This is a genomic window from Sphaerimonospora thailandensis, from assembly GCF_016863115.1.
Taxonomy (GTDB): Bacteria; Actinomycetota; Actinomycetes; order Streptosporangiales; family Streptosporangiaceae; genus Sphaerimonospora; species Sphaerimonospora cavernae.
The window spans coordinates 1-26,024 of sequence record NZ_BOOG01000074.1; the positions used below are offsets into that span (position 1 = coordinate 1).

At 68.7% G+C, this 26,024-nt stretch carries 29 protein-coding genes; 17 read left to right on the forward strand and 12 right to left on the reverse strand.

Features of this window, described 5'->3' with window-relative positions; all coding sequences use genetic code 11:
• Window positions 1-252: 252 nt before the first annotated feature.
• Entirely contained in the window at window positions 253-648 is a 396-nt protein-coding gene (locus Mth01_RS27050; RefSeq protein ID WP_204018810.1) for a RidA family protein, read from the reverse strand.
• Window positions 649-784: 136 nt separating this feature from the next.
• Here Mth01_RS27050 and Mth01_RS27055 point away from each other — a divergent pair, with 136 nt between their 5' ends.
• Window positions 785-1,759, forward strand: coding sequence for a helix-turn-helix transcriptional regulator (locus Mth01_RS27055; RefSeq protein ID WP_204018788.1), 975 nt, complete (start codon window positions 785-787; stop codon window positions 1,757-1,759).
• 103 nt (window positions 1,760-1,862) lie between these two features.
• Here the strand turns inward: Mth01_RS27055 and Mth01_RS27060 are convergent, their stop codons facing one another.
• Window positions 1,863-2,132, reverse strand: a complete 270-nt coding sequence (locus Mth01_RS27060) for a hypothetical protein (protein ID WP_204018815.1) — start codon at window positions 2,130-2,132, stop codon at window positions 1,863-1,865.
• Complete coding sequence (gene recQ / locus Mth01_RS27065; protein WP_275409042.1) at window positions 2,125-4,074, reverse strand: DNA helicase RecQ; 1,950 nt, start codon at window positions 4,072-4,074, stop codon at window positions 2,125-2,127. Before recQ ends, Mth01_RS27060 begins: the two co-directional genes overlap by 8 nt.
• Before the next feature lie 42 nt (window positions 4,075-4,116).
• On the opposite strand from recQ, the gene Mth01_RS30545 reads away from it, so the two are divergent.
• The 4 genes from Mth01_RS30545 to Mth01_RS27085 all read left to right on the forward strand — a co-directional run bounded on the left by Mth01_RS30545 (window position 4,117) and on the right by Mth01_RS27085 (window position 7,629).
• Entirely contained in the window at window positions 4,117-4,548 is a 432-nt protein-coding gene (locus tag Mth01_RS30545; RefSeq protein ID WP_275409043.1) for a metal-sensitive transcriptional regulator, read from the forward strand.
• Window positions 4,549-4,736: 188 nt separating this feature from the next.
• Window positions 4,737-5,102, forward strand: coding sequence for a hypothetical protein (locus Mth01_RS27075; RefSeq protein WP_204018789.1), 366 nt, complete (start codon window positions 4,737-4,739; stop codon window positions 5,100-5,102).
• A 173-nt stretch (window positions 5,103-5,275) separates the two neighbouring features.
• Window positions 5,276-6,388: a PLP-dependent cysteine synthase family protein gene (locus tag Mth01_RS27080; RefSeq protein WP_275409044.1), complete on the forward strand. Its 1,113-nt coding sequence runs from the start codon at window positions 5,276-5,278 to the stop codon at window positions 6,386-6,388.
• Window positions 6,385-7,629 carry an MFS transporter gene (locus tag Mth01_RS27085; protein ID WP_204018790.1) on the forward strand — a complete coding sequence of 415 codons (1,245 nt, stop codon included), beginning with the start codon at window positions 6,385-6,387 and terminating at the stop codon, window positions 7,627-7,629. Before Mth01_RS27080 ends, Mth01_RS27085 begins: the two co-directional genes overlap by 4 nt.
• Window positions 7,630-7,641: 12 nt before the next feature.
• On the opposite strand, the gene Mth01_RS27090 is transcribed toward Mth01_RS27085, so the two are convergent.
• The gene (locus Mth01_RS27090; RefSeq protein WP_204018791.1) at window positions 7,642-8,001 is read right to left on the reverse strand and encodes a BlaI/MecI/CopY family transcriptional regulator; all 360 of its coding nucleotides are present in this window, start codon (window positions 7,999-8,001) and stop codon (window positions 7,642-7,644) included.
• Between the two features lie 236 nt (window positions 8,002-8,237).
• Between Mth01_RS27090 and Mth01_RS27095 the strand changes: the two genes are divergently transcribed.
• Complete coding sequence (locus Mth01_RS27095; protein WP_204018792.1) at window positions 8,238-9,173, forward strand: M56 family metallopeptidase; 936 nt, start codon at window positions 8,238-8,240, stop codon at window positions 9,171-9,173.
• Window positions 9,174-9,185: 12 nt separating this feature from the next.
• Here Mth01_RS27095 and Mth01_RS27100 read toward each other — a convergent pair whose 3' ends face one another.
• From Mth01_RS27100 to Mth01_RS27110, 3 genes are all read right to left on the reverse strand, one after another.
• Complete coding sequence (locus Mth01_RS27100) at window positions 9,186-9,422, reverse strand: oxidoreductase C-terminal domain-containing protein (protein WP_204018793.1); 237 nt, start codon at window positions 9,420-9,422, stop codon at window positions 9,186-9,188.
• Window positions 9,423-9,447: 25 nt separating this feature from the next.
• Window positions 9,448-9,900 (reverse strand): hypothetical protein, encoded by a 453-nt coding sequence (locus Mth01_RS27105; RefSeq protein ID WP_204018794.1) that lies wholly within the window; start codon window positions 9,898-9,900, stop codon window positions 9,448-9,450.
• Between the two features lie 132 nt (window positions 9,901-10,032).
• Entirely contained in the window at window positions 10,033-10,845 is an 813-nt protein-coding gene (locus Mth01_RS27110; protein WP_204018795.1) for a hypothetical protein, read from the reverse strand.
• A 120-nt stretch (window positions 10,846-10,965) separates the two neighbouring features.
• On the opposite strand from Mth01_RS27110, the gene Mth01_RS27115 reads away from it, so the two are divergent.
• From Mth01_RS27115 to Mth01_RS27170, 11 genes are all read left to right on the forward strand, one after another.
• Window positions 10,966-11,205, forward strand: coding sequence for a hypothetical protein (locus Mth01_RS27115; RefSeq protein WP_204018796.1), 240 nt, complete (start codon window positions 10,966-10,968; stop codon window positions 11,203-11,205).
• Window positions 11,198-11,878, forward strand: coding sequence for an RNA polymerase sigma factor (locus tag Mth01_RS27120; protein ID WP_204018797.1), 681 nt, complete (start codon window positions 11,198-11,200; stop codon window positions 11,876-11,878). Before Mth01_RS27115 ends, Mth01_RS27120 begins: the two co-directional genes overlap by 8 nt.
• On the forward strand, window positions 11,875-12,156 hold the full coding sequence (locus Mth01_RS27125) for a hypothetical protein (protein ID WP_204018798.1): 282 nt from the start codon (window positions 11,875-11,877) through the stop codon (window positions 12,154-12,156). The genes Mth01_RS27120 and Mth01_RS27125 overlap by 4 nt, the downstream gene beginning before the upstream one ends.
• 277 nt (window positions 12,157-12,433) lie before the next feature.
• The gene (gene kdpF, locus Mth01_RS27135) at window positions 12,434-12,523 is read left to right on the forward strand and encodes a K(+)-transporting ATPase subunit F (protein ID WP_204018799.1); all 90 of its coding nucleotides are present in this window, start codon (window positions 12,434-12,436) and stop codon (window positions 12,521-12,523) included.
• Window positions 12,524-14,185 carry a potassium-transporting ATPase subunit KdpA gene (gene kdpA, locus Mth01_RS27140; protein WP_204018800.1) on the forward strand — a complete coding sequence of 554 codons (1,662 nt, stop codon included), beginning with the start codon at window positions 12,524-12,526 and terminating at the stop codon, window positions 14,183-14,185.
• 2 nt (window positions 14,186-14,187) lie between these two features.
• Entirely contained in the window at window positions 14,188-16,299 is a 2,112-nt protein-coding gene (kdpB, locus tag Mth01_RS27145) for a potassium-transporting ATPase subunit KdpB (RefSeq protein WP_204018801.1), read from the forward strand.
• Window positions 16,299-17,177: a potassium-transporting ATPase subunit C gene (locus Mth01_RS30305; protein ID WP_204018802.1), complete on the forward strand. Its 879-nt coding sequence runs from the start codon at window positions 16,299-16,301 to the stop codon at window positions 17,175-17,177. The genes kdpB and Mth01_RS30305 overlap by 1 nt, the downstream gene beginning before the upstream one ends.
• 6 nt (window positions 17,178-17,183) lie before the next feature.
• Window positions 17,184-19,751 (forward strand): sensor histidine kinase, encoded by a 2,568-nt coding sequence (locus tag Mth01_RS27155; RefSeq protein ID WP_204018803.1) that lies wholly within the window; start codon window positions 17,184-17,186, stop codon window positions 19,749-19,751.
• The gene (locus Mth01_RS27160; protein ID WP_204018804.1) at window positions 19,748-20,416 is read left to right on the forward strand and encodes a response regulator; all 669 of its coding nucleotides are present in this window, start codon (window positions 19,748-19,750) and stop codon (window positions 20,414-20,416) included. Before Mth01_RS27155 ends, Mth01_RS27160 begins: the two co-directional genes overlap by 4 nt.
• A 295-nt stretch (window positions 20,417-20,711) precedes the next feature.
• Window positions 20,712-20,975, forward strand: a complete 264-nt coding sequence (locus Mth01_RS27165) for a type II toxin-antitoxin system Phd/YefM family antitoxin (RefSeq protein WP_308440851.1) — start codon at window positions 20,712-20,714, stop codon at window positions 20,973-20,975.
• Window positions 20,972-21,229 carry a Txe/YoeB family addiction module toxin gene (locus Mth01_RS27170; RefSeq protein WP_204018805.1) on the forward strand — a complete coding sequence of 86 codons (258 nt, stop codon included), beginning with the start codon at window positions 20,972-20,974 and terminating at the stop codon, window positions 21,227-21,229. Before Mth01_RS27165 ends, Mth01_RS27170 begins: the two co-directional genes overlap by 4 nt.
• Before the next feature lie 159 nt (window positions 21,230-21,388).
• Here Mth01_RS27170 and Mth01_RS27175 read toward each other — a convergent pair whose 3' ends face one another.
• From Mth01_RS27175 to Mth01_RS27195, 5 genes are all read right to left on the reverse strand, one after another.
• Complete coding sequence (locus Mth01_RS27175) at window positions 21,389-22,183, reverse strand: VOC family protein (protein ID WP_275409046.1); 795 nt, start codon at window positions 22,181-22,183, stop codon at window positions 21,389-21,391.
• The gene (locus tag Mth01_RS27180; RefSeq protein WP_204018807.1) at window positions 22,171-23,178 is read right to left on the reverse strand and encodes a 3-hydroxyacyl-CoA dehydrogenase NAD-binding domain-containing protein; all 1,008 of its coding nucleotides are present in this window, start codon (window positions 23,176-23,178) and stop codon (window positions 22,171-22,173) included. Before Mth01_RS27180 ends, Mth01_RS27175 begins: the two co-directional genes overlap by 13 nt.
• Window positions 23,165-24,094: a BKACE family enzyme gene (locus Mth01_RS27185; protein ID WP_204018808.1), complete on the reverse strand. Its 930-nt coding sequence runs from the start codon at window positions 24,092-24,094 to the stop codon at window positions 23,165-23,167. The genes Mth01_RS27180 and Mth01_RS27185 overlap by 14 nt, the downstream gene beginning before the upstream one ends.
• Before the next feature lie 10 nt (window positions 24,095-24,104).
• Window positions 24,105-25,292 carry an aromatic ring-hydroxylating oxygenase subunit alpha gene (locus tag Mth01_RS27190; RefSeq protein WP_204018809.1) on the reverse strand — a complete coding sequence of 396 codons (1,188 nt, stop codon included), beginning with the start codon at window positions 25,290-25,292 and terminating at the stop codon, window positions 24,105-24,107.
• Window positions 25,293-25,370: 78 nt separating this feature from the next.
• The gene (locus tag Mth01_RS27195; protein WP_239090043.1) at window positions 25,371-25,964 is read right to left on the reverse strand and encodes a TetR/AcrR family transcriptional regulator; all 594 of its coding nucleotides are present in this window, start codon (window positions 25,962-25,964) and stop codon (window positions 25,371-25,373) included.
• Between the last annotated feature and the right edge of the window lie 60 nt (window positions 25,965-26,024).

Here is a 26,024-nt window from a genome sequence, read left to right on the forward strand (position 1 = left end):
CCGCGGCGAGGTGATCCTCGACCTTGTCGCCGGACTTGGCGGCGGTGAGGACGGGAACCGCTTACTCGATGTGGGTGGTGAGCAGCCATGCCGCCAGCGGGGCTCGCGCCGTGCTGCTCGCGGTCGCTGATCGGGACGGTCACGCGGCGCCGCGCATGCCGCCGAGTGCTTCGCGTTCCTGGACGTCGACCCCGGGACCGCGGAGCTACTCGTGCCGCCTCCGGCAGCCCTGCCGGAGGCGGCGATCTCGCATCACGCGACGGCGGTTCCCTCGAGTTCGACCATCAGGTCGGGGATCGCCAGCCGTGTCACTCCGAGCATCGTGGTGGTCGGCGCCACCCTGGCGGCGCCCAAACGGGACGCCAGCACGCCGTAGTGTTGGAAGAGCAGATCGACGTCGGTGGTGTAGACGTTGAGCCGGACGAGGTTCGCGATGGACATGCCGGCCTCGCCGAGCACGGCCTCCAGGTTGTCGAGGCTCAGCGCCAACTGCGCCGCCATGTCATCGGTGTGTTGGGGCTTGCCGCCACCGCTCATCGCGGTCTGCCCGGAGACGTACAGGGTCCGGGTGTGCCCAGAGACGATCTCACCCTGGTTGTACCCCATCTCCACCGACCACGGCCACGGGTTGACCGACTTTCGCTCCATTGCCACATTTGCTCCATTCGATTCGCCGACATCACATACGTCGATCGGCTCGGTAGCCGCCACCTTTCTGGTCGCGTCAATGAGCCTCCCAACGAATCACGACATCCTGTGTCGTGTATTTCGGTAGAGTTTTCGTATGCGCGCCGACCGGTTGGTCTCACTGGTGCTCCTGCTGCGGCAGCACGGTCGGCTGTCCGCGGCCGCGCTGGCCCGCGAACTGGAGGTGTCCACCCGCACCGTGCTGCGCGACATCGAGGCGCTGTCCGCAGCCGGCGTCCCGGTCTACACCGAACGCGGCCGAAACGGCGGCTTCGCGTTGTTGCCCGGTTTCCGGACCGAACTCACCGGACTGAACCACGACGAGGCCCTTGCCCTGCTGGTCGCCGGATCACGGCGTGGCGCGCAGGCATTCGGCCTCGGCTCAGCGCTCGCTTCGGCGATGCTCAAGGTGGTTGACGCGCTACCCGAGAGCTATCGGAACACCGCGGCCGGCGCGGCCGAGCGATTGCTCATCGACCCGGAGACCGACCTCCTCTCGCGCCGGTTGGTCTCCGAGGAGGTGCCTGACGCCATAGCGGCCGAGGTCCTGCGCGCGGTGTTCGCCGGACACAGACTGCAGATCCACTACGCGGCTGTGGATCAGACCCCGGAGTGGCGCACGGTGGACCCGATCGGCCTGGTCACCATACGCGACCGGGCCTACTTGCTGGCCACGAGGTCCGGCGCGGATCGCACCTACCGGCTGTCCCGAGTCTTGGCCGCCAAGGAACTCGCCGAACCCGCACAGCGACCAGACCGGGTCGATCTGGGCCGGGCCTGGCAGGAACGCAGCACGCGGTTTCGGACCGACGGCGACCAGGTCACCGTGCTGGTACGGGTGAACCCGGCGCGGCGGGAGGACCTGCTGAGCACCGCGCTGGCCGTCCACGCCGAGGAACCCGACGCAGACGGCTGGCTGCGACTGGAGGTGGCCTTCCAAGATTCACGACACGCCGAATGGGCACTGTGGCAGCTCAGCACGAACGCGGAAGCGCTGGCCCCGCGGTCGTTGCGCGCCGCCCTGCGCGACCGCGCCGCCGCGATCGTCACCCGCTACGAAGTCTCACCCTGAGAGTTGATCGCCGCCTGCGGGCCGCCGACGCGATTCGGACCGCTCCGTACTGGTAGATGTCAAGCGGGCCGAACGACGTATGCGCAACGCGCAGCGCCGTAGTTCATGTGCGGGCTCGGATCAGTTCCTTGATCGGCTCGGCGACACCCCCGACGTTGACGTTCATGCCGGCCAGGACACGATCGTCCTTGAGCCAGAAACGGCGAAGACCAGGCACGCCGCCCACGCCCCGATGGGCACCGTGACCACGAAGGGGTGGAACGGATGTCCGTACGGCCCAGCGAGCACGGCGCTCACGGGATCTTTCGCCTGGTGTAGTTCGCCGGTCACCGCCGGGCACCTGCACGACCTCGGAAGCGGCGAGGTCACTCATGGGCGGCCAGGGTATCCAGGACCTGCTGGCCGTACTTGGCGAGCTTGCTCTCTCCCACCCCGCTCACCGTGCCCAGCTCCTCCAGCGTCGCCGGAGTCCTGACCGCGATCTCGCGCAGCGTCGCATCGTGGAAGACGACGTAGGCGGGCACGCCCTGCTCCCTGGCCGCGGCCGCACGCCAACCGCGCAGCCGTTCGAAGGCTGGGATGGCCTCCTCGGGGAGCTCCACGACCTGACTGGATGAGGACTTCGTTTTGGCGGCGGCCTTCGCCGCGGGGGAACCCGCCGGGCGGGCCGGGTCGCGGCGCAGCATGACCTGCCGCCGCCGTCCCAGCACCTCGGCACTCGCCTCGGTGAGCACCAGCGTGCCGTAGTCACCCTCGACCGCCAACAGCCCCTGGGCGAGCAGCTGACGCACCACACCGCGCCACTCCCGCTCGGTCAACTCGGTGCCGATGCCGAACACGGTCAGCGAGTCATGCCGGTGCTGCACGACCTTGGCGGTGCTCCGGCCGAGCAGGATGTCCACGAGTTGGCCGGCGCCGAACTTCTGCCGCCGCTCGTGCTGCAGCCGGTACACCGCCGACAGCAGCTTCTGCGCGGCGACCGTCCCGTCCCAGGTTGACGGCGGGGACAGGCAGGTGTCGCAGTTGCCGCAGGGTTCGCCGCTCTGCCCGAAGTAGGCGAGCAACCGCACCCGACGGCACTCGACCGTCTCGCAGAGCGCGAGCATGGCATCGAGGTGGGCGGCTGACCGCCGCCGGTGCACGTCGTCGCCCTCGGAAATGTCGATCAGCTTGCGGTGCTGGACGACGTCGGGCAGGCCGTAGGCCAGCCATGCGGTGGACGGAAGACCGTCCCGCCCGGCCCTGCCGGTCTCCTGGTAGTAGCCCTCGATCGACTTGGGCAGGTCGAGGTGGACCACGAAACGCACGTCCGGCTTGTCGATGCCCATGCCGAACGCGATGGTGGCGACCATGACCACGCCGTCCTCGCGCAGGAAACGGGCCTGGTTGTCGGCCCGGATGGCCGGGTCCAGCCCGGCGTGGTACGGCAACGCGGTAAAGCCGTTCGCACTGAGGAACTCGGCGGTCTTCTCCACCGAGGCCCGGGACAGGCAGTAGACGATGCCCGCGTCGCCGGCATGCTCTCCACGCAGCAGGCCGAGCAGCTGCCGTCGGGGCTCGTTCTTCGGCACGATCCGATACTGGATGTTGGGCCGGTCGAAGCCGGCCACGAAGTGCCTGGCCCGCCCGAGGTTCAATCGCTCGGCGATCTCGGCGTGGGTGGCCGGGGTGGCGGTCGCGGTCAGCGCGATCCGCGGCACGTCCGGCCAACGCTCGTGCAGCGCGGACAGCGCAAGGTAGTCGGGCCGGAAGTCGTGCCCCCACTGGGCCACGCAGTGCGCCTCGTCGATGGCGAAAACGGAGATCGAGCCGCGGTCCAGCAGTCGCGCGGTGGCCTCGGTGCGCAGCCGCTCCGGCGCCAGGTAGAGCAGGTCCAACTCGCCGGCGACGAACGCGGCCTCGACCAGCCGCTGCTCCTCCATGTCCTGCGTCGAGTTGAGGAACCAGGCCCGCACGCCGAGCGCGCGCAGCGCGTCCACCTGGTCCTGCATCAGCGCGATGAGCGGGGAGATCACCACTCCGGTGCCCTTACGCACGAGGGCCGGGATCTGGTAGCACAGCGATTTACCGCCGCCGGTGGGCATCAGCACCAGCGCGTCGCCACCGGCCACCACATGGTCGATGATCTCCTGCTGGCCGGGCCGGAAGGACTCGTAGCCGAAGACGCGGCGCAGCACGTGCCGCGTCTCGTCCGGGTCCGGGGCCGCCGCCGCGATCGCCTCCGGCTCCGGCCCGTCCAGGCCCGACAAAAGACTCTCCGCAGAGCCGGTTCCAGCGCTCACCTCGGGACTCCCCTCGCGACCGTTCTCAGACACCGCGCCATCCTAGAAAGCTTCACCGGCCCCGGTGGCCGGCCTGTGGGACCCTGTGGACAACGAACGCCGCGGCTCGGGGCAGCACCGTCTGCTCTGTCTCATCGTCCGCCCCGTCGCATCACCCAGTGGGCGCGGAGCCACGACAACGTAGCCAACCGGCTCCGGCGAGCCGGCGGGCAACTGGCCGGGGTACTGCGCATGTACGAAGCCGGCCGCCGCGACATCGACATCCTCGACCAGCTCGCCCCACCCGTGCCGCGCTGGACGCCGTGGCCCTGCTCATCTTGGGCGATCACCTGGCCGCCTGCGCTCCTCCTGACGTCGCGCCCGACGAACTCGCGAGCTACTGCCTGCACGCCCTCACCGCCGCCGCCACCCGGCCATCCGAGGCCGCGGTCCACCGACTCGCCGACGTCACGCGCACCGGACTGCACAGCCCTCGGCGGCAAATCCCTGGCTGGGGACAGAGATTAGGAGTCCGGGACTATATCATCCCATTGTTTCCTGCCATAACCGCTGATTTGGTTTTCCCTATCTCAATCCGCTCCAGAATGGACAAGGCAGATGATTTGCATCACCATTGCCCGACGTAGCACCATTCATGGGCCGACTCCCTCTATCTTGTAGCTGTGATTGTCAACGGGCCCGCGAGGAGCACAGACGTGCGGAGGCTGGCTTCCCTGTGCCTCGCCGGACTGAGTGCGATCATCATGTTGCATTTCCTTTTTTGTGCCGTAGATCATCATTCCGGGATCGAAGCGCCCGGAGCGGTCGCAGCAGCGGCTGATCACCATCCTGGAGGACCGCAGCACGATCACGAGGTGGACTGCGGGAACCAGGCGGCGTTTTCCCAGGACGCGAACCCTTGGTCGGCCGGTTTCCCGCTGCTCGGCCTGTTGTTCATCGGCCGGATTCTTCTGCGTGCCGACCCGTTCCGCCCGTTCGTCCGCTGTGCCGGTTCGTCACGGCGGCCCGTCCCGTTGGCCGGAATGGGCCTGCTGACAGTCCTCTGCATGTCGCGGACGTAAACCCCGTTTGGCATGGCCGTACCGGAAGAGCACCTGCGCGGGCACCATTCCGATCGTGAGATCCACGACGGGAATTCGTAGAGTTCCAGACTGAACGTCGCCCTTAATACGCTTTTCGGCGTACCGCCATGCCCTGTGCGATCTGTCCTGTTACGTCGCTACGGGGAAGACAAATGGAAACAATCAGCGTGCGTGACGTGCGCTCGGCCCCCGGCATTGCCATGCCCAGGCAGTGGGTGGCCGCGTCAACCTGCCCAACGCAGAGCGAATTGGTCGGAAACACACCATCCCTGTGGATCCCGGAGATCTGGAAGGGGTCACAGCGAGGGTTCTGGGCCAAACTCGAAGGCTTCAACCCCGGCGGGATCAAGGACCGGCCCGCCCTCCACATGATCGACCAGGCGCGGGAACGCGGCGAACTGACCCCGGGAGAACCGATCATCGAGTCGACCAGCGGGACGCTCGGCCTGGGCCTGGCACTCGCCGGCATGGTCTACGGGCACCCGGTCGAGCTGGTCACCGATCCCGGTATGGAGCCGATGATGCTCCGGCTGCTGACCGCCTACGGGGCGGGCGTCCACGTGGTGGAGGAGCCTCATCCCACCGGCGGCTGGCAGGAGGCGCGCCGCCACCGCGTGGCCGAGCTGCTCAAGGAGCATCCTCACGCCTACTGCCCCGACCAGTACAACAATCCCGACAACGTCGCCGGCTACGAGAGCCTGGCTCTGGAGATCGCCTATCAGCTCGGCCGGGTCGATGTGCTCGTCTGCAGCGTCGGCACGGGCGGGCACAGCGCTGGGGTGTCCCGCGTGCTGCGTCGCCTGTTCCCGTTCATGCGTCTGGTGGGGGTCGACACCATCGGTTCGACGATCTTCGGGCAGCCCGCCCGTTCCCGGCTCATGCGGGGCCTCGGCAGCAGCATCCACCCGCGCAACGTGGCCTATGACGCGTTCGACGAGGTCCACTGGGTCGCGCCCGCGGAGGCTGTGTGGGCCTGCCGTCGGCTGGCCCGAGGCCGGTACGCCACGGGCGGATGGAGCGTCGGAGCCGTCGCTCTCGTGGCCTCCTGGTTGGCGGCCACCCGCGGGAGCGGCGTCCGGATCGCGGCCGTCTTCCCCGACGGCCCGCAGCGCTACTTCGACACCGTCTACAACGACGAGTACTGCCGACGGCACGGGCTGCTCGACTCTGCGCCCAAGCCGTACCCCGACGAGCTGCGGCACACGGCCGAGCGCGAGGTCACGCGCTGGACCCGCTGCACGGAAGTGGTGGACCCGCTCGCATGAAGACGACCATCACACAGGTCCGATCGTTCAACCGGCCCATCCAGCTGCTGATGCTGAACCAGCTCACCATCAACATCGGCTTCTACATGCTGATGCCGTACCTGGCCGGGCACCTGTCCGGCCAGCTCGGCCTGGCCGCCTGGCTCGTCGGGCTGATCCTCGGCGTGCGCAACCTGGGCCAGCAGGGCATGTTCCTGGTCGGCGGCAGCCTCGCCGACCGCGTCGGATACAAACCCATGATCCTGACCGGACTCGCGCTGAGGACGGTGGGCTTCGCGTTGCTCGGCCTGGCCGACTCGGTCCCCGCCCTGGTGGTGGCCTCGGCCCTCACCGGCCTGGCCGGCGCCTTCTTCAACCCCGCCGTCCGCGCCTACCTCTCACAGGAGGCAGGGGACCGGAAGGTGGAGGCGTTCGCCGTCTTCAACGTCTTCTACCAGCTCGGGATCCTCGTCGGCCCGCTCATCGGCCTCCTGCTGACGGGCCTGGCCTTCCGCGTGACCAGCCTCACGGCGGCGGTGCTCTTCGCGCTGCTGGCGATCGCCCAGGCCCGCGCCCTGCCATCCCGTCGCGGCAGTCTTGCCGACGCGGGCGGCAACATGCTGCGCCACTGGCGCGAAGCGCTCGGCAACCGGCCTTTCCTGCTGTTCTCCCTGGCCATGATCGGGTCGTATGTTCTGAACTTCCAGATCTACCTGGGGCTCCCGATCGAGGTGCGCAGGGTGAGTGGGAGCGAGATCGGCGTGACCCTGCTCTTCGTGGTCTCCGGCGGTCTCGCCATCGCCGGGCAGCTGCATGTCACCTCCTGGGCCAAGGCCCGCTGGACGTCCGGGCAGGCGATGGTGCGCGGGCTGTGGGTAATGGGGCTCGCCTTCCTGCCGCTCGCCGCCGTCGCGGCGCTGCGGCCCCCGCCGGTCCTCGCGCTCACCTCGGTGCTCGCGACCACCGCGCTGCTCACTCTGGCCACGATGATCGTCTATCCGTTCGAGATGGCCACCATCGCGACGCTGGGCGGTGACGACATGATCGGGACCTACTACGGCCTGTACAACACGTTCTCCGGCATCGGCATCGCCGCCGGAAACCTCCTCACGGGAGCGGCCATCGACGCCGGTCATCGGGCCGGCATCGACGGGCTCCCCTGGTGGACGCTCGGCGCGATCGGAGCCGGGTGCGCCCTCGCCCTGCACGGGCTGAACCGGTCAGGACGGCTTGCGCCAGCGATGCGAACGGCGCCGGCCTGAGGTCGATCGGGCTTACGCCGGGGGCACGATCTTCAAAGCCTGGCGGAGCGCCTCGGCCTCGGCCGGGGTGAGCTCTGCGAGGAAGTGCACGAACGCGGCCGCCTGATTGGTGCTCGTGGCGAGCGCCCCGCGCATCAATCGGGCGGTGTACGCCTCACGGGACGCCACGGCCTCGTAGCTGTACGCCCGGCCTTCCATCCGTCGCCGTAGCCAGCCTTTGTTGTGCAACGTGTCCATCACCGTCATCACGGTGGTGTACGCGAGGTCGCGGCCTTTCTGCAGCTCCGTCAGGACGTCGCGGACGGAAACGGGGCGGCCGAGGGACCAGATGCAGTCCATCACCGCCGCCTCCAGCTTGCCGAACTCGCGCACGTCTCCTCCGCTTTCGGCTCTGGGCTCCTACATAAGATAGTAGATCACGCCCGGTAGGACAAAATGGTCACCAAGCAACTGGCCGATGCCATCATCTCCAGTCAGTCCGACGAGATCACCAAGATGAAGCAGCTTCTGCAGTAGGCCCTGGGAGGCGGGCGGCGCAACCATGCCGTCGCCCGCCCGTTCCCGGGAAGAACGCTGACCCCGGGACCGAAACGGGTGGAGGACTCACAATGATCGCCGCAAGCATCGCCTTGGCCGGGTGCGTACTCGTGCTCGGGCATCTGGCCGGCCCCCTGCTCCTGCGCGGGCGCTGGTCCGCCGGGATTCCCGGAACGGCCGTGGCGTTGTGGTCCGCCGCGGCGGGCGGTACGGCTCTGGCCTTGACCGGGCTGGTCGGTCTCGGCCTGCTGTGGCCCTCCAGTCCCGGTCACCGCCTCATCGACTGGATCGCCGACTGCCTGCCGAAAGACGGGCACACGATCTCACTGGTCGCGACGCTCACGTCGGCGCTCCTGCTCGCCGCCGGAGCCACGGCTCTCCGGCTGGCCGTCCCCCGGGTCATCCGTACCCTCCGGGAGAGACGAGAGCACCGCGAGATGCTCGACATCGTCGCCGGCGACCTCGCGGAGGTTCCGGACGTCCGGGTGCTCGAGCATCCCCTTCCGATGATCTATTGCCTGCCCGCGCGTGAGCGGCCGATCGTCGTGACCACCGGCGCCCTCCAGCGACTTGACCCCCCGGAAGTCGAGGCAGTGCTCGCCCACGAGCGCGCTCACCTGCGCCAGCGGCACCACCTCGTGCTCATGCTGGTCGACGCGCTGCGGGCGGCGGTCCCCTGGCTGGGGACGCTCAGGCTCGCCCACACCACGCTCCCCGGCCTGCTGGAACTGGCCGCCGACGACAGCGCGGCGCGAAGCCACGGCAGAGCGCCCCTGATGAGCGCCCTGCAGAAGCTGGCCATCACCTCCTGCTCGGCGGGCGCCCTGGCCGTCAACCCGGCCTCCGCCCAGTTCGCCGCATTGAGAGTCGCCCGGCTGCGGGCTTCTCACATGGTTTCACGGCCACTGCACACCCGAGCTCTGTCATGGATGGCCGTCGCCGCCGCCGTCGGCGTTCCCGCCACGCTGGTGACCATGGGCATCATCATGCTCCCCCTGGCGTGCTGACCAGTTCTCCCGTCAGCGCGGGAGGTGGTCCAGCGGTTGGTCGGGGTCGGCCAGCGCCCGCGGATCGACGGGTGTGCGTGCGCGGATCAGCTCCTCGATCGGCTCGATGACATCCCAGATGTTGACGTTCATGCCGGCCAGGACGCGATCGTCCTTGAGCCAGAAGGCGATGAACTCGCGTGCGGCGACGTCGCCCCGGAAGACGACCTGATCGTAGCCTCCTGGCTTGACGAAGCCGACGTACTCCATGCCACCGAGTGAGCACCTCAAGCGGTCAAATGCCACGCCCTGGGGCTTGTCTGGGCAGGCCGTTGGGGTAGGCCCAGGCGAGACGGGTCAGGACCAGTGCGGCGGCCATGAGGCCGAAGTCGCGCAGGGCGACATCGCCGTATCCGCCCACCATGAGCAGGTCGACGATGATGCCCCCGAGCCACACGGCGACCAGGGGCGCCCCGAGCCGCGGCAGGACCAGCACGGCGAGACCGGCGACGATCTCGGTGACCCCGACGAGGTGCATCGCCGTCTCGGCATCACCGGGGACGAGGTCGTTGATCCCGTTCGCGAGGTAACGGGTCCAGTCGCCGGTGAGGATCTTCGCGAACTTGTCGAGCCCGAACACGATGGGCAGCACCGCGAAGCCCAGGCGCAGCGCCCAGAATGCCTGGAATCCGGGTTCGGCCAGCGTGGGAATGCGCTGGCTCTTCTTCTGATGCGTGGTGGTGGTCAAGGGACCGTCCTCTCCTTCATATCGTCCTGGGGCGGGATCGGTGCGGAGCGTCGGCGCCGGCCCACGCCCGGGATCGCGGCCCATATCGCGCGACTCCCGAGCGTGGTGCGCCTTCACCGCTGGGGCGCGGGTTCAGAACTTGCCGGGGAACTGGGTGATGAGGCCCTGACTGAGCATGTCGGCCATCTCCGCCATGTGCTTTTCGGCCTTGTCGTACTTGGCGATGGCCGCGGCGAACCTGCCGTTGAGGACGTCACCGGCGTAGCCGATGGTCTGCGTGATGTGCGTCTTCATCATCGAACGCATCTCCTGCCGTCCCCAGGCAGGGTTGGCCGTGGCGAGGAAGTCCGCGATGTCTCGGGCGTTGGCGTACCAGTCCTTGACAGCCTTGCCAAGGGCGGCCTTGTCGCCGGACTTGGCGGCGGTGAGGACGGGAACCGCTTGCTCGATGTGGGTGGTGAGCAGCTTGGTGAGGCTCTTGGCGGCCTTGTCGCCGTAGAGGGGCGCGACCGCGTTGCCGATGTCGGCCTGGTTGCGCAGGAGGCGGTCGATGGTGGGCTTGAGCGAGGGTGAGTCGGCGGCGAATGCGACCACCGTGGCGTAGGTCCATTCCATGTGCTGGTGCCACAGCGTCCGCATCGTCGCGTAGAGGGCCGCCCGCGCAGCCTGGTCACCGGCCTGGTGACCGGCGTCGTCATGGTGAGCGGTGCTCGCCTGGTTACCGGTGCTCGCGTCGTCGTTGGTGCTCGCTGCCGCGACCGCGTTGTCGTGGCCGCAGGCCGCGAGCACGGCGCCGGACAGCGCCAGCGCCGTGATCAGGGAAACCGCCGAAACGCGGCTCCTCGCCGTGTGTCGGATGGCCATGGTGGTCCTTTCTGCAGGGCCCGCGTCGCTGAACGGCAGGCGCGCCGTGGCCGGCTCGCGCACGGCCCGGGGGATGGTCATGCACACTTAGTGGGCGGCCGGCGGCGGGGTCTTACCGGCTTCGCGCCGACTTCTTGTCGGCGCGGAAGAATTTGTTCGGCCCCCGGTAAGACACGGCCGGTCGAAACGCACTAATCACACATGGGCGGTGTTGACGACCTGCGCGGCATCCCGGTGTCAGCGCGACCTCAGCCTCGGGGCCGGGTGCTGCGATGGCGCCGCGAGCAACTCGTCGCCGCCGGGTACGACGAGATCTCGGCTCATCGCCTGGCCGCCGACAGCATGGTTGACGTCCATGCCATGGTGGCGAGGCAGGAACGACGCCTGCTGCCGTGGATCGAAACGACCCGGAAGGACCGGCCAAGGGGTGGACGTGAGTGAGGCGGACCGATTGATGATCCACTACCGCGATCCGGGGGATCCGCGGACCGAAGACCCGCCCCCCGGGGAGGAGTGGGTCACCCAACTGTCCATGACCGGGCCGGTGCGCGAGAACGCGGTGGCACGTCTGCACGGGTTGATGCTGCGCGCGGCCCGGCATCAGGTCAGCCGCATGCCGGATGCGGCCGGACTCGGCGCGGCCCTCCGGGAGGAGATCGTGCATTCGGCGGCAGACGAGGCGACGTTGTCGGTCCTGACGCGGCTGAGCACGTTCGAGGGCCGCAGCCGGTTCACGACCTGGGCGTACAAGTTCGGGATCCTCCACGCGGGCGTCGAGGTGAGACGTGCCGCCTGGAACGGGCGGGAGATCGAACTGCATGAGGCGGCGGAGCCGCGGGAGGCCACCGCGGCCTCCCCTGAAGCGTACGCGGAGGGACGCGACCTGGCCGAGGCCGTACGAGACGGACTCGGTCAGGTGTTGACACCGCATCAGCGACGCATCGCCGTCGCGTTGCTGGTCGACGAAGTACCGATCGACGTGCTGGCAGAGCGGCTCGGGACCAACCGCAGCGCGCTGTACAAGACGTTGCACGACGCCCGGAAACGACTGCGGGCCCACCTGTCCGCCCAGGGCTTCCTGCCGGCACAAACCACGGAGGAGGTGAACCGATGACGAAACGTGAACCGCTGAGCCCGGAGGCCGTCGAACGCCTGATCGCAGCCACCGAACCCTGGCTGTCCTGCGACGACTGCTTCGAACAGATCGATGCCGCCATCGACAAGGTGGTCGATTCAACTGGGTCTATGAGCGAGGAGCTCCGAGTTCACCTGTCGGCGTGCGCGGTCTGCTGCGAGGAAGCGCGGTCGCTGGCTGCTCTGGTGGCCGAGGAGCACGGCCTGTCCCCGGCTGAAGCCGTCGCGCGCCTGGACGCCGCGTTGCGGATTCGGTAAGTCATCGACAGTTCCCCTGACGAACCGGCCATGCCGCCGGCGGGTGACAGGCGCGGCCGTAGAGATGGCGTCAATATTCCCGTCGGAGGCGTATGGAACCCGTCAATGCGGTCAACTGGCGGCGAATTCCGGGCTTTGCTCTCCATGCGGCCCCTGCCCAGGGGCAGGAGACAGCTTTCCGGAGTTGAGGAGTGGGGATGACGGACGTCATCTTCGTGGCCCTGACGATCGCGATCTTCGTGGTCTTGGGGTTGGTCGTGAAGGCGGTGGAGCGGCTGTGAGCGTCGTGAACGCCGCCGGTCTGGTGGTGGCGGTGGGTCTGGTGGCTTTCATGGTCGCCGCTTTGCTGTTGCCGGAGCGGTTCTAGATGGGCACGACCGCGGCCGGGATCGCCTTCATCGCTTCGCTGATCATCGCTTTGGTCCTGGTGCACCGGCCGCTCGGCGACTATATGCACCGGGTCTACACCGGGACCCGGCACAGCGCCGTCGAGCGTGTGATCTACCGCCTGATCGGTGTCCGGCCCGATGCCGAGCAGCGGTGGGGCGGCTACGCACGCAGCGTGCTGGCCTTCTCGGTGATCTCGATCCTGGTCCTGTACGGCCTGCAGCGGCTCCAGGACAAGCTCCTGCTCAGCCTCGGCATGCGCCCGGTCACCGCCGACGTCGCGTGGAACACCGCGGTCAGCTTCGTGACCAACACCAACTGGCAGGCCTACTCCGGCGAGTCGACCATGGGCCATCTGGTGCAGATGGCCGGCCTTGCCGTACAGAACTTCGTGTCTGCGGCGGTGGGCATGGCGGTGGCTGTCGCGCTGGTGCGCGGGTTCGCCCGCAGCAGGACCGACCTGCTCGGCAACTTCTGGGTCACCCTGGTCCGCGGCACGATCCGCGTCCTGCTGCCGTTCGCCTTCGTCGGCGCGCTCGTCCTGGTGGCGGGCGGGGTGGTGCAGAACCTCGCCTCGCCGCAGGAGGTGACCACGCTCGCCGGGGGCGTCCAGCACATCACCGGTGGCCCGGTGGCCAGCCAGGAGATCATCAAGGAACTGGGCACCAACGGCGGCGGTTTCTACAACGCCAACGCCTCACACCCCTTTGAGAACCCGACGAGCTGGACCAACTGGGTCGAGATCTTCGCGATTCTGGTGATCCCGTTCTCGCTGCCGCGTACCTTCGGGCGGATGGTCGGCCAGGTTCGGCAGGGGGGCGCGATCGTCGCGGTGATGGCCGTGCTGGCTCTGGCGAGCGTGGCGTTGATCAGCTTCTTCGAGCTCTCGGCGAGTGGCACGGTGCCGCAGGCCGTCGGGGCGGCGCTGGAGGGCAAGGAGGTCCGGTTCGGCGTGGCCAATTCGGCGACCTTCGCCGCGGCGACAACGCTCACCAGCACCGGCGCCGTGAACTCTTTCCATGACTCCTACACACCGCTCGGCGGCATGATGACCACGGTCAACATGATGCTCGGCGAGGTCGCACCCGGCGGAGTGGGATCGGGCCTGTACGGCATGCTCGTCCTGGCCGTGATCACGGTCTTCGTGGCCGGGCTGATGGTCGGCCGCACCCCCGAGTATCTCGGCAAGCGGATCGGCTCCCGGGAGATCAAGCTCGCCTCGCTCTATTTCCTGGTCACGCCGATCCTGGTGCTGACCGGTACGGCTGTCGCCATGGGCTCCCCCGAGCAGCGGGCGAGCATGGGCAACGGCGGGGCGCACGGCCTGTCGGAGGTTCTCTACGCCTTCACCAGCGCGTCGAACAACAACGGTTCGGCCTTCGCCGGGCTGACGGCGAACACCCCCTGGTATGACGTGGCGCTCGGCCTGTGCATGGTTCTCGGCCGTTTCCTGCCGATGATCTTCGTGCTCGGCCTGGCCGGCTCACTGGCGAGGCAGGCCCCCATCCCTGAGTCGACCGGCACGCTGCCCACCCACCGCCCGCAGTTCGTCGGGATGGTGGTCGGCGTGACGCTGATCCTCGTGGCCCTCACCTTCCTGCCCGCCCTCGCGCTCGGGCCGCTCGCGGAAGGACTCTCCTGAACATGTCACCCAAGAACAGCCCTGAGAACGGCAGGGGCGGCGGCGGCTTGCTCGACCCCCGCCAACTGGTCAGGTCGCTGCCCGGCGCCGTCAAGAAGCTGAACCCGGGCACGCTGTGGCGCAACCCGGTGATGCTGATCGTGGAGATCGGCGCGGTGTTCACCACAGTCCTGGCGATCGCGAGTCCGTCGTTCTTCGCCTGGGCGATCATGGCGTGGCTGTGGCTGACCGTGCTGTTCGCCAACCTGGCCGAGGCGGTGGCCGAGGGCCGGGGCAAGGCGCAGGCCGCCACGCTGCGGGCCGCCAAGCGCGACACCGTCGCCAGGCGGCTCGCCGACCCGGCCGACCCTGGCCACTGGGAGACGATCAACGCCACCGAGCTTCGCCAGGGTGACCATGTGATCGTCGAGGCCGGGGAGATCATCCCCGGTGACGGCGACGTGGTCGAGGGCATCGCCTCGGTGGACGAGTCGGCCATCACCGGCGAGTCCGCCCCGGTGATCCGCGAATCCGGCGGCGACCGCTGCGCGGTCACCGGCGGCACCAAGGTCCTGTCGGACCGGATCATCGTGCGGATCACGCAGCAGCCCGGGGAGAGCTTCATCGACAAGATGATCGCCCTGGTGGAGGGCGCCGACCGGCAGAAGACGCCCAACGAGGTAGCGCTGAACATCCTGCTGGCCGCCCTCACGATCATTTTCCTGGTCGCGGTGGCGGCCATGCAGCCGCTGGCGATCTACTCCAAGGCCGCGAACCCCGGAATCCCCGATTCGCCGGCGCTGAACGCCGAGGGCGTGACCGGTGTCGTGCTGGCGTCGCTGGTGGTCTGTCTCATCCCGACGACGATCGGCGCGCTGCTGTCGGCCATCGGCATCGCGGGGATGGACCGCCTCGTGCAGCGCAACGTGCTGGCGCTGAGCGGCCGGGCGGTCGAGGCCGCGGGTGATGTGAACACGCTGCTGCTGGACAAGACCGGAACGATCACCCTCGGCAACCGGCAGGCCGCGCAGTTCGTCCCGGTCGACGGCGTCGCCGAGCGGGAGATGGCCGAGGCGGCCCAACTCGCCAGCCTGGCCGACGAGACTCCCGAGGGCCGCTCGATCGTCGTCTACGCCAAGGAGGCGTACGGCCTGCGCGAGCGGCAGCCGGGCGAGCTCGCCCACGCCGAATGGGTCGCCTTCACCGCCCAGACCCGCATGTCGGGGGTGGACGTGGACGGACGGCTGATCCGCAAGGGCGCCGCCGCGGCCGTCATGACGTGGGTCCGCGACCACGGCGGCCACCCCACGAGCGAGGTGGGCCACCTCGTCGACGGCGTCTCGGCCGGCGGCGGCACTCCCCTCGTCGTGGGCGAGGTCACCCGGGGCAGAGCCCGAGTCCTCGGCGTGATCCACCTCAAGGATGTGGTCAAGCAGGGCATGCGTGAGCGGTTCGCCGAGATGCGCCGCATGGGCATCCGCACCATCATGATCACCGGGGACAACCCACTGACCGCCAAGACCATCGCCGAGGAGGCCGGGGTGGACGACTTCCTGGCCGAGGCCACGCCCGAGGACAAGCTCGCCCTGATCAAGAAGGAGCAGGAGGGCGGCCGGCTGGTCGCCATGACCGGCGACGGCACCAACGACGCCCCCGCGCTGGCCCAGGCGGACGTGGGCGTGGCGATGAACACCGGCACGTCCGCCGCCAAAGAGGCGGGCAACATGGTCGACCTGGACTCCAACCCGACCAAGCTCATCGAGATCGTCGAGATCGGCAAGCAGTTGCTGATCACCCGCGGGGCGCTGACCACCTTCTCGATCGCCAACGACATCGCCAAGTACTTCGCGATCATTCCGGCGATCTTCGCGGCGATCTACCCCGGCCTGGACACGCTCAACATCATGCGCCTGACCAGCCCACAGTCGGCGATCCTGTCCGCGGTCGTCTTCAACGCGCTGGTGATCGTCGCACTGATCCCGCTCGCCCTGCGGGGCGTCGGATACCGGCCCTCCAGCGCCTCCGCACTGCTGTCGCGCAACCTGTACCGCTACGGCCTGGGCGGCATCATCGTGCCGTTCATCGGCATCAAGATCATCGACCTTCTGGTCCGGTTCCTTCCCGGGATGTCATGATGGAACGCCTGCCCGGCTGGCTGCGCCGGCACATCGCGGCGATCAGAGCCGTCGCCGTACTCACCCTGCTCCTGGGCGGGTTGTACCCGCTGGCCGTCACGGGCGTCGCCCAAGCCGTGTTCCACGACAAGGCCAACGGCTCGCTGGTGCAGCGGAACGGCCAGGACGTCGGCAGCGCGCTGATCGGCCAGTCCTTCACCGACGAGGGCGGCAACGCGATCAGGAAGTACTTCCAGAGCCGTCCTTCGGCGGCCGGGGAGGGGTACGACCCGCTGTCCACGTCGGCGAGCAACCGCGGCCCCGAGGACGTCGTCGACCTCCCCGGCAGGCAGTCGCTGCTGACCCGGGTCTGCGCCCGCTCCAAGGCCGTCGGCGAGCTCGAAGGGGTCAGCGGCGCCCGGCCGTACTGCACGGCCGACGGAGTCGGCGCGGTGCTGAAGGTCTTCCCGGCCGTCGGCGCCCCCACCCGCGTGGTCAGCGTCAACCAGGCCTGCCCCGCGACCCCTTTCATCGCCGTCTACCAGGGCGTTAGGGTCGAGTGCGGGAAGCCGAACGAGGATTACTCGCCCGGCCGTACGGTCGCCGTGAGGGGGAACGTGAGCAGGGTGCAGGTGCCCGCCGACGCGGTCACCGCCAGCGGATCCGGCCTCGACCCGCACATCTCGGTGGCCTACGCCGAACTGCAGGCCCCTCGCGTCGCCAGGGAGCGGGGGCTCGACCTGGGCACGGTCAAGGCGCTCATCCGCGGGCACACCACCGGACGGGCGCTCGGCGTGATGGGAGAACCCGCCGTCAACGTCCTGGAGCTCAACCTCGCCCTGGACAACGGGGCCCTGGACAACGGGGCCTTCGATCAACTGGCCGGCAAGGAGGGGTGATCGGCGATGCCACGCGGGCGGCTGCGGATCTACCTCGGCGCGGCTCCGGGGGTCGGCAAGACGTACGCGATGCTCAGCGAGGGCCGCCGCCGCCACGGGCGGGGAACGGACGTGGTCGTGGGCCTGGTCGAGACCCACGACCGCCCTCGCACCGCCGAGTCGCTGGAAGGACTGGAGGCGGTTCCCCGCAAGACGGTGCGCTACCGGGGGGCGGCCTTCACCGAGATGGACACCGAGGCCGTCATCGCGCGGCGACCACAGGTGGCCCTGGTCGACGAGCTCGCGCACACCAACGTGCCGGGATCGCGCAACGCCAAGCGCTGGCAGGACATCGAGGAGATCCTCGACGCGGGGATCGATGTGATCTCCACCGTCAACATCCAGCACCTGGAGTCGGTCAACGACGTCGTCGAGCAGATCACCGGCATTCCGCAGCGGGAGACCGTCCCGGACGAGGTGGTCCGGCGGGCCGACCAGGTGGAACTGGTCGACATGTCTCCCGAGGCGCTGCGCCGCCGGATGGCCCACGGCAACGTCTACCCCCCGGAGAAAGTGGACGCGGCGCTGGCCAACTACTTCCGCGTCGGCAACCTGACCGCGCTGCGCGAGCTCGCGTTGCTGTGGGTCGCCGGAAAGGTCGACGACCAGCTCGACCGCTATCGGGCCGAGCAAGGCATCTCCACACCCTGGGAGGCCAGAGAGCGGGTCGTCGTCGCGCTGACCGGAGGACCCGAGGGGAACACCCTGATCCGGCGGGCCGTCCGCATCGCGGCCAGGACCAAAGGCGCCGACCTGCTCGCCGTCCACGTCACCGGGGGTGACGGCCTGCTGGGCGGGGACCCGGCGCTGCTGACCCGCCAGCGGGCGCTCGTGGAAAGCCTCGGCGGCACCTACCACCAGGTCGTGGGCGACGACGTGCCGCAGGCGCTGCTCGAGTTCGCCCGGGGCGTCAACGCCACCCAACTCGTGCTCGGCGCGTCCCGTCGGGGCCGGGTCGCCCAGATCTTCAGCAGAGGGGTGGGCGTCGAGACCATCGCGCGCTCCGGAGCCATCGACGTCCACATGATCACCCACGATGAGGTCATGCGGGGGCGCCATCGCTCGTCCAGGTCACGCGCGGCGCTCACCCGGACCCGGCGGCTCACCGGCTGGGCCGTCGCCGTCGCCGTGCTGTCGGCGCTCACCGCCGCGCTGGTGCCGTTCCGTGACACGCTGGCGCTGCCGAGCTTCATCCTGCTGTTCCTCACCACGGTCGTGGGCGTGGCCCTGATCGGCGGCATGTGGCCGGCGATCACAGCGGCGGTCGGCGGGTCACTGCTGCTCAACTACTTCCTCACGCCGCCCATCGGCGAGTTCACGATCTCCAATCCGGAGAACCTCTTCGCGCTGGTCGTCTTCGTGCTCGTCGCCGCCGCGGTGAGCACGATCGTCGACCTCGCCGCCCGCCGTACCCGGGAGGCGGCACGCGCCGGAGCGGACGCGGAGATCCTGTCCACCCTCGCCGGGCACGTGCTGCGGGGGGAGGCGGCGGTGCCGTCGCTGCTGGCGCGGGTGCGCGAGACGTTCGCGCTGGAGTCGGTCACACTGCTGGAACGGCGCCCCGAGGCCGGGCCGGACGAACGCTCCGACCCGAACGTGTGGCGGCTCGTCGCCACCTCCGGCGGACCCCCGTGCACCTGCCCCGGCGTCGCGGACACGGATGTGAACATCGACGACGACCTCGTCCTCGCCGCCCGCGGACAGCTGCTGGACGCCTCCGACCGCCGGGTGATCGAGGCGTTCGCCGCCGAGATCGCCGTGGCGCTACGACAGGAACGGCTGGAGAAGGCGGCCGAGCAGGCCCGGCCGCTGGCCGAGGCCGACAAGATGCGCACCGCCCTGCTGGCCGCCGTCAGCCACGACCTGCGCACCCCGCTGGCCTCCGCGAAGGCCGCCGTGGAGAGCCTGCGCATGACCGACGTCGACTGGTCGGAGGAGGACAGGAAGGAACTGCTCGCCACCGCTGAGGAATCACTGGCCAAGCTGGACCGGCTGGTCGCCAACCTGCTCGACATGAGCCGCCTGCAGGCCGGGGTGCTCGGCCTGGCCCTGCAACCGCTGGCGCTGGAGGAGATCACGCCCAGAGCGATCGACGACCTCGGACCGCTCAGCGGCCACATCAAGGCCGACATCCCCATGGACCTCCCCGAGGTGATCGCCGACCCGGCCCTGCTGGAACGAGTGCTGGTCAACCTCATGTCGAACGCCGTCCGCTACAACCCGCTGGGCGACAAAGCGCTAGTCACCGCCAGCGTGTACGGCGGCCACGCCGAGATCCGGGTCATCGACCGCGGGCCCGGCATCCCGCACGAGGCCTACGACCGCGTCTTCATGCCCTTCCAACGCCTCGGCGACCGCGACAACCACTCCGGCGTCGGCCTGGGACTGGCCCTGTCCAGAGGCCTGGCCGAAGCGATGGGCGGCACACTGGTCCCCGACGAGACACCAGGAGGAGGCCTCACCATGATCTTAACGCTGCCCCTCTTCCCGGGCCGCTCCCACGATGCCGCCCATGGCGTCCAGGCCTCGCCGTGACCCGCGTCCTCATCGTCGACGACGAACCCCAGATCCTGCGTGCACTCCGGATCAACCTGGCCGCCCGCAACTACGAGGTCGCCACGGCCCCCGACGGTGGATCCGCCCTGCGATCGGCCGCGGACTGGCATCCCGACCTGGTCCTGCTCGACCTCGGGCTGCCCGACATCGACGGCCTCGACGTCATCCACGGCCTGCGCGGCTGGACCAACGTACCGATCATCGTGCTGACCGGGCGGACCGGGAACCGCGACAAGGTGGAGGCGCTGGACGCCGGCGCCGACGACTACGTGACCAAGCCCTTCGGCATCGACGAGCTGCTCGCCCGCGTCCGGGCCGTCACCCGCCGCGCCACCATCCAGGAGGCGGAGCTCGCCCGGGTCCAGGTCGGCGAACACATGGTCGACCTGGCCGGCAAAACGATCTCCGGCGGGGTACGACTGACCCCCACCGAGTGGCACATCCTGGAGATCCTCCTGCGCAACCCCGGCAAACTCGTCAGCCAACGGCAACTGCTGGCCGAAGTATGGGGCCAGGGATTCGTCAAGGAGACGCACTACCTGCGCCAGTACATGGCGCAGCTACGACGCAAACTGGAGAAAGACCCCGCGCACCCGGCACATCTGATCACCGAACCCGGAATGGGCTACCGCTTCATTTCTTGAGGGTGCACGAGGGAACCACGCCCGCCGAGCTCACGGCACCGCAACGCCGGCGAAGAGGCGGAGACTGTACGCCGTGGTTCCGTCCTCCTGTAAGTTCCCACCGGGCCGGTAAACGGCGAGACACGTGAGATCACGTCATGTCGACTTCGGTACGTGGTTTACCGGTGATCGGTGACGGTTCTCCAGTTTTCTCCCCGCTCAGGATGGAGATCTTTCGGCGCGCCCGCACGGCAACCTTGCTACTGATGTACGTGATTACGTACACTCCAGGGACAGGGAGGATACGATGCACCCGATGTCCGCGAGCGAGTTCCGCTCGAACCTGGCAGCGGCCCTGGACCGCGTCACCGAAGATCTCGACGAGATCGTGGTGACCCGGCCCAACCGCGAGCCCGCCGTCGTGATCAGTCTGCGCGAGTACGAGTCCCTGAAGGAGACGGCGTTCCTCCTCGGCATTCCCGCCAACGCCCGTCACCTCGCCGCGTCCATCCAAAGCCTGCGCGGCGGCCAGGCCCAACCTCGTGAACTCATCGAAGACGACGACCAGGAAACCGAGTGAAGATCCTCTTCACGCCGGAGGCCTGGGACGACTACCTCTGGTGGCAGCAGAACGACCGCGCAACCCTCAAACGGCTGAACCGACTGATCGAAGACATCTGCCGCAACGGTTATGAAGGCATCGGCAAGCCCGAACCCCTCCGGCAGAACCTGTCGGGTTTCTGGTCACGCCGCCTCACCACCGAACACCGCATCGTCTACGCCATCGAAGCCGACACCGTCCAGATCGTCGCCTGCCGCACCCACTACGAATGAAAGGCACGCGCAGCACCGTAGTTCATGTGCGGGCTCGGATCAGTTCCTTGATCGGCTCGGCGACACCCCCGACGTTGACGTTCATGCCGGCCAGGACACGATCGTCCTCACCTGTAGTGAAGGCCGGCTATTCATCCCTCGACGCTCGAGTTCTTCCGGTCACTCCTGCTCAGGGCAGTTCATGATGTGCGTCACCTCCGCGCCCAGCCGGGCGGGACCGATCCCGACGCCGCCGGCGGGACCGCCGCGCAGGCTCATTCCGGTCACGCCCGGGCGGGCCGAGGCGTGCACCCGGACGGATCCGCCGGGCCACGACAGGTCCAACGCAGAGTCGTCTTCGGACACCTGAGCCCCGAGCAGGTCCCCGAAGACGAGCCGGGAGAACTCGAGGTCCGTCGACGCCAGGTGCGTGGTCCCCAGCCGTGCGACCGCTCCCGGTGCGGTCTCCCACAGCGGGGTCCACCACAGTGGCTCGGTGGCTCCCCGGGAGCTGGGAAGGTTGTCGATGTCACGGGTACGAGTCGACACCAGCTCGTCGACGGGCGGGTAGCTCCGGTCGGACTGGGCGAGCTGGATGACGACACCGTGCCTCGCGTCGGGCGCGATGAACGCCTCGCGCCACGGCGGGTGGTCGTAGTCCTCGCCGACGACGGTCAGGCCGAGCGCGCGGGCGTGCGCCACCATCGCGCGCAGGTCCGGTACGACGAAGGTGATGTGATGCGGACCCTCACCGCGAGCGTCCAGGAAGCGGGTGAGAAATCCCTCGCCTCTTGGCTCCAGCAGCTCCAATCTCGCGCCGTCGTCGGCGGTGCCGACGTGGAGCAGCAGGTACCCGAACTGCGCGAGCCGCTCACCGAAGATCGGGGTCGCGCCCAGCTCGCGCCGTAGCCGCCGTGCCCAGCTCATCGCGTCATGGACGGCGAACGACGTGTGGTCGAGGGCTACGCCTGCGATGGCATGGCTCCTTTCACGCGGCCGGCCGCCAGGATGGCCGACACGATCATGGCGTCGCGCTGCGCGGCCAGGGCATCGAGGTCACCGGACCTGGTGGCCGCCAGTCCGTCGGCCAGCCGGGCCGCGGTGGCCTCGTCCAGATGTGGGTGCCCCAGGTCGTCCCACCAGCGGTTGAAGCTGTCGGCGTACCGCTCGCAGAAGGCGGCGATGCCTCCCTCGCCGGCGCCGAGGTGGAACAGCGTCGTCGGGCCCCAGGCGGCCCAGCGCAGGCCCGGCCCGGAGGAGATGGCGGTGTCGATGTCGTCCACGGATGCCACGCCCTCGTTGACGAGGTGGATGACCTCTCGCCACAGGGCGGCCTGCAGCCGGTTGGCGACGTGGCCCGGGACTTCCCGCTTGACCTCGATCGTCACCTTGCCGACGGACTCGTAGAAGTCACGGGCCCGGTCGACCACGCCGTCGCCGGTCTGCTCGTTGCCCATGACCTCGACGAGGGGGATCAGATGCGGCGGGTTGAACGGGTGACCGAGAACGAGCCGGTCCGGACGCTCCCAGCCGGCCTGCAGCTCGGTGAGGGTCAGGCCGGATGCCGACGACGCCACGATGGCATCCTCGGCGAGGGCGGGTTCGATCTCGGCGTACAGCCGGTGCTTGAGCTCGATCCGCTCGGGCACGCTCTCCTGGACGAACTGGGCGTCCGCCACCGCCGTACGCGCGTCGGCGCACACGAGCAGTTCGCCTTCCGGCTCGGCCCGGGTCGTCAGACCGAGCTCGATCAGGGCCGGCCACGCCGTCTCCACCGCGCGGCGGACCCGCCCCTCCGCGGCCGGGTCGGGATCGAACAGCGTGACCGTCTTTCCGGCGGCCAGGAACAGGGCTGTCCAGCTCTGGCCGATCACTCCGCCGCCGAGCGAGGCGACCCGGGCGACCTCGACGGGCGACGGGACGCGCTCAGAAGGTGACAGCTCAGAAGGTGACAGCTCAGAAGGTGACATGGTCGGCTCCCTTCAGACCGAGCCGCTCCCGGGCCTGCGCCGGGGTGGCGACCTCATGCCCGAGCGCCTCCACAACGCCGCGGATCTTCCGTACCTGGTCGGCGTTCGACGTCGTGAGCTCGCCAGGCCCGATGAACAGGCTGTCCTCCATGCCCACCCGCAGGTTGCCGCCGAGCATGGCGGCCTGCGTCGCGAACGGCATCTGGTGGCGTCCGGCGGCGAGCACCGACCATTCGTAGTCGTCCCCGAACAGCCGGCCCGCCACCGTGTGCATGTGCTGGAGGTTGTCGAGGTCCGCACCGACGCCGCCGAGCACACCGAAGACCATCTGCACGAAGAAGGGCGGCTCGATCCAGCCCTGGTCGATCAGCCAGGCGAGGTTGTAGAGGTGGCCGAGGTCGTAGCACTCGAACTCGAACCTGGTCCCGTGGCCGTGGCCGAGCTCCTTCACGACGTACTCCAGGTCGGCGAAGGTGTTCTTGAAGACGAAGTCGCGCGTCATCTCCAGGAAGGCCGGCTCCCAGTCGTGCTTCCAGTCCGAGTGCTTCCGCAGCATCGGGAAGATCCCGAAGTTCAGCGAGCCGACGTTCAGCGATGCCATTTCCGGGGAGGTCGCGACGGCGGCCCGAAGCCGCTCCTCGCGGGTCATGCCGAGGCCTCCGCCGGTCGAGACGTTCAGGACGGCGTCGCAGGCCTCCTTGATCTTCGGCATGAAGTCCAGGAACAGCTCGGGCCGCGGGTCGGGCCGGCCGGTCTCGGGATCGCGGGCGTGGAGGTGAATGATCGCCGCCCCTGCTTCGGCGGCCTCGACGGACGCGGCGGCGATCTCGTCCGGGGTCACCGGCAGGTGCGGTGACATCGTCGGCGTGTGAATGCCGCCGGTGGGTGCGCAGGTGATGATGACGGGCTTCGACATCGCCGTTCCTCTATGCGGTGAGCGTGGGGACGGCATCCCCGTGATCGCGCTCGGCGGCGGCCCCTTCCACCCACGAGCGGTAGGCGTCGAGGACGAGACCGTGGAAGTGATGCACGCCGTGCTCGGACAGCCCTGAGCCGGACGGGTCGTAGACGATGCGGCCCTGGTCGAAGGCCGGGGTGCTCATGCCACGCTGGACGCTCTCCACGATGGAGATGTCCTGCTGCTGCAGCACCTCGTCGATGTACCGCGCCGCCTCCACCTCCGCGTCCGTGAGCTCGGCCGTCTCGAAGTAGAAGTCCCAGGTCTCCAGGGTCCGGTCGGGACCGGCCGGAATGACCTGCAAGACCATGAAGTTGCCGCGACCGGGGTATCGCAGCAGACAGGTGTTGGGCCACAGCCACCACACCGCGTGCTGCGTGACCGACGCACCCGAGACGTCGTACGCGGTGTTCTCCTGCTTGCCGGCCTCGGCGAAGTGGCTCGACCAGATGCCGTGGGTCTTCACCTCGTAGGTGTCCATGTCGACGAGGTCGACGAACTCCTTGTGGGCGATGTGACAGTGGTAGCACTCCAGGAAGTTGTCGATGACGTTCTTCCAGTTGGAGGCGATGTCGTAGGTCAGTCGCTTCGCGTGGGTCAGCCCGGCCACGTCGGGAGCCCACCTGGCGATGTCGGCCGCCAGATCCCCGGCCTGCTCGCCCAGGGGAGCGGCGCCCGGGTCCAGGTTCACGTAGACGAATCCCCCGAACTCCTCCACCCGCACCTGGTCGAGACAGATCTCGCCCTTGTCGAAGGTCTCCATCTGGTCGGCGCGACGAGCCGCCTTCAGCTGACCGTCCAGGCTGTAGGTCCACGCGTGGTAGGGGCAGACGATGTTGCGCGTGGTGCCGGAGCCCGTGAGCAGCTCATGGGCGCGGTGCTTGCAGACGTTGTAGAAGGCGCGCAGCGCTCCGTCACGATCGCGCACGATCGCGATCGGCATGCCGGCCACGGTGGCCGACACGTAGCTGCCCGGCGACTTGAGCTTCTCCACGTGGCAGATCCACTGCCAGGTGCGGGCGAAGATCGCCCGTACGTCGGCCTCGAACCATGGTGGCTCTGTGTACGTCTCCGACCGCAGCGACATCGATCGTTCGGGGGCCTCGTGGTACCCGGTGCCGACGCGGTGTACGTCGTCCATCGTGACTGGTGCCATGGTGGGAGCATACGAGTGCCTGAACGTTCGTTCAATATATTCCTGGACGTTCGTTCAGATTCGCCGTCGCGCGACCAGTCAGTCGGCGAGTGCGATCTCCTCGCAGCGAGTGACGCTCCTGCTGATCGAGGCGCGGTCGAGCCCCAGCAGGGCCGTGAGCCACAAGCCGTTCTGGATGACGTCGATGTCGGCGGCCCGCTTACCGCACTCGTCGGGCGACAACTCGGGACGGACCGCACGGATGAGGGCGGCGAGCCCGGCTCGGTAGCGTTTCTGAGCCGCCGTGTTGATGCGCTCGAAGTCCTCATGTGCCTGGGCGAGCGCCCAGAGTTGAAGTCGCAGGGACAGGTACTCCGTCGTCAGGAACTCCGGGTCGGCCACCCGCCTCAGCGCGGCACGCAGCCGCTCTTCCGGTTCCAGCGTGGGATCCGGCTCGACCAACGCGATGTCCTGCTCCTCGATGCGGTGCAGGGCCGCACGGATCAGGCTCGTCTTGTCCTCGTAGTGGTAGTTCACCAGCCCCAACGAGACCCCGGCCTCACGCGCGACGGCCCGCATGCTGACCCCGGATATGCCCTGCAGCGACAGGAGCCGAAGCACCGCCTCGAGGATCCGCGCCTGCCGGTCGACTTTCTCATCGCCGTCCATCGCGCGCACGGGCCTCGGACTCACATCCCCAACCTTAGTGGTCGCGTGAATGGCCGTCGTCTCGCACGGATCGGTGTCACTTCG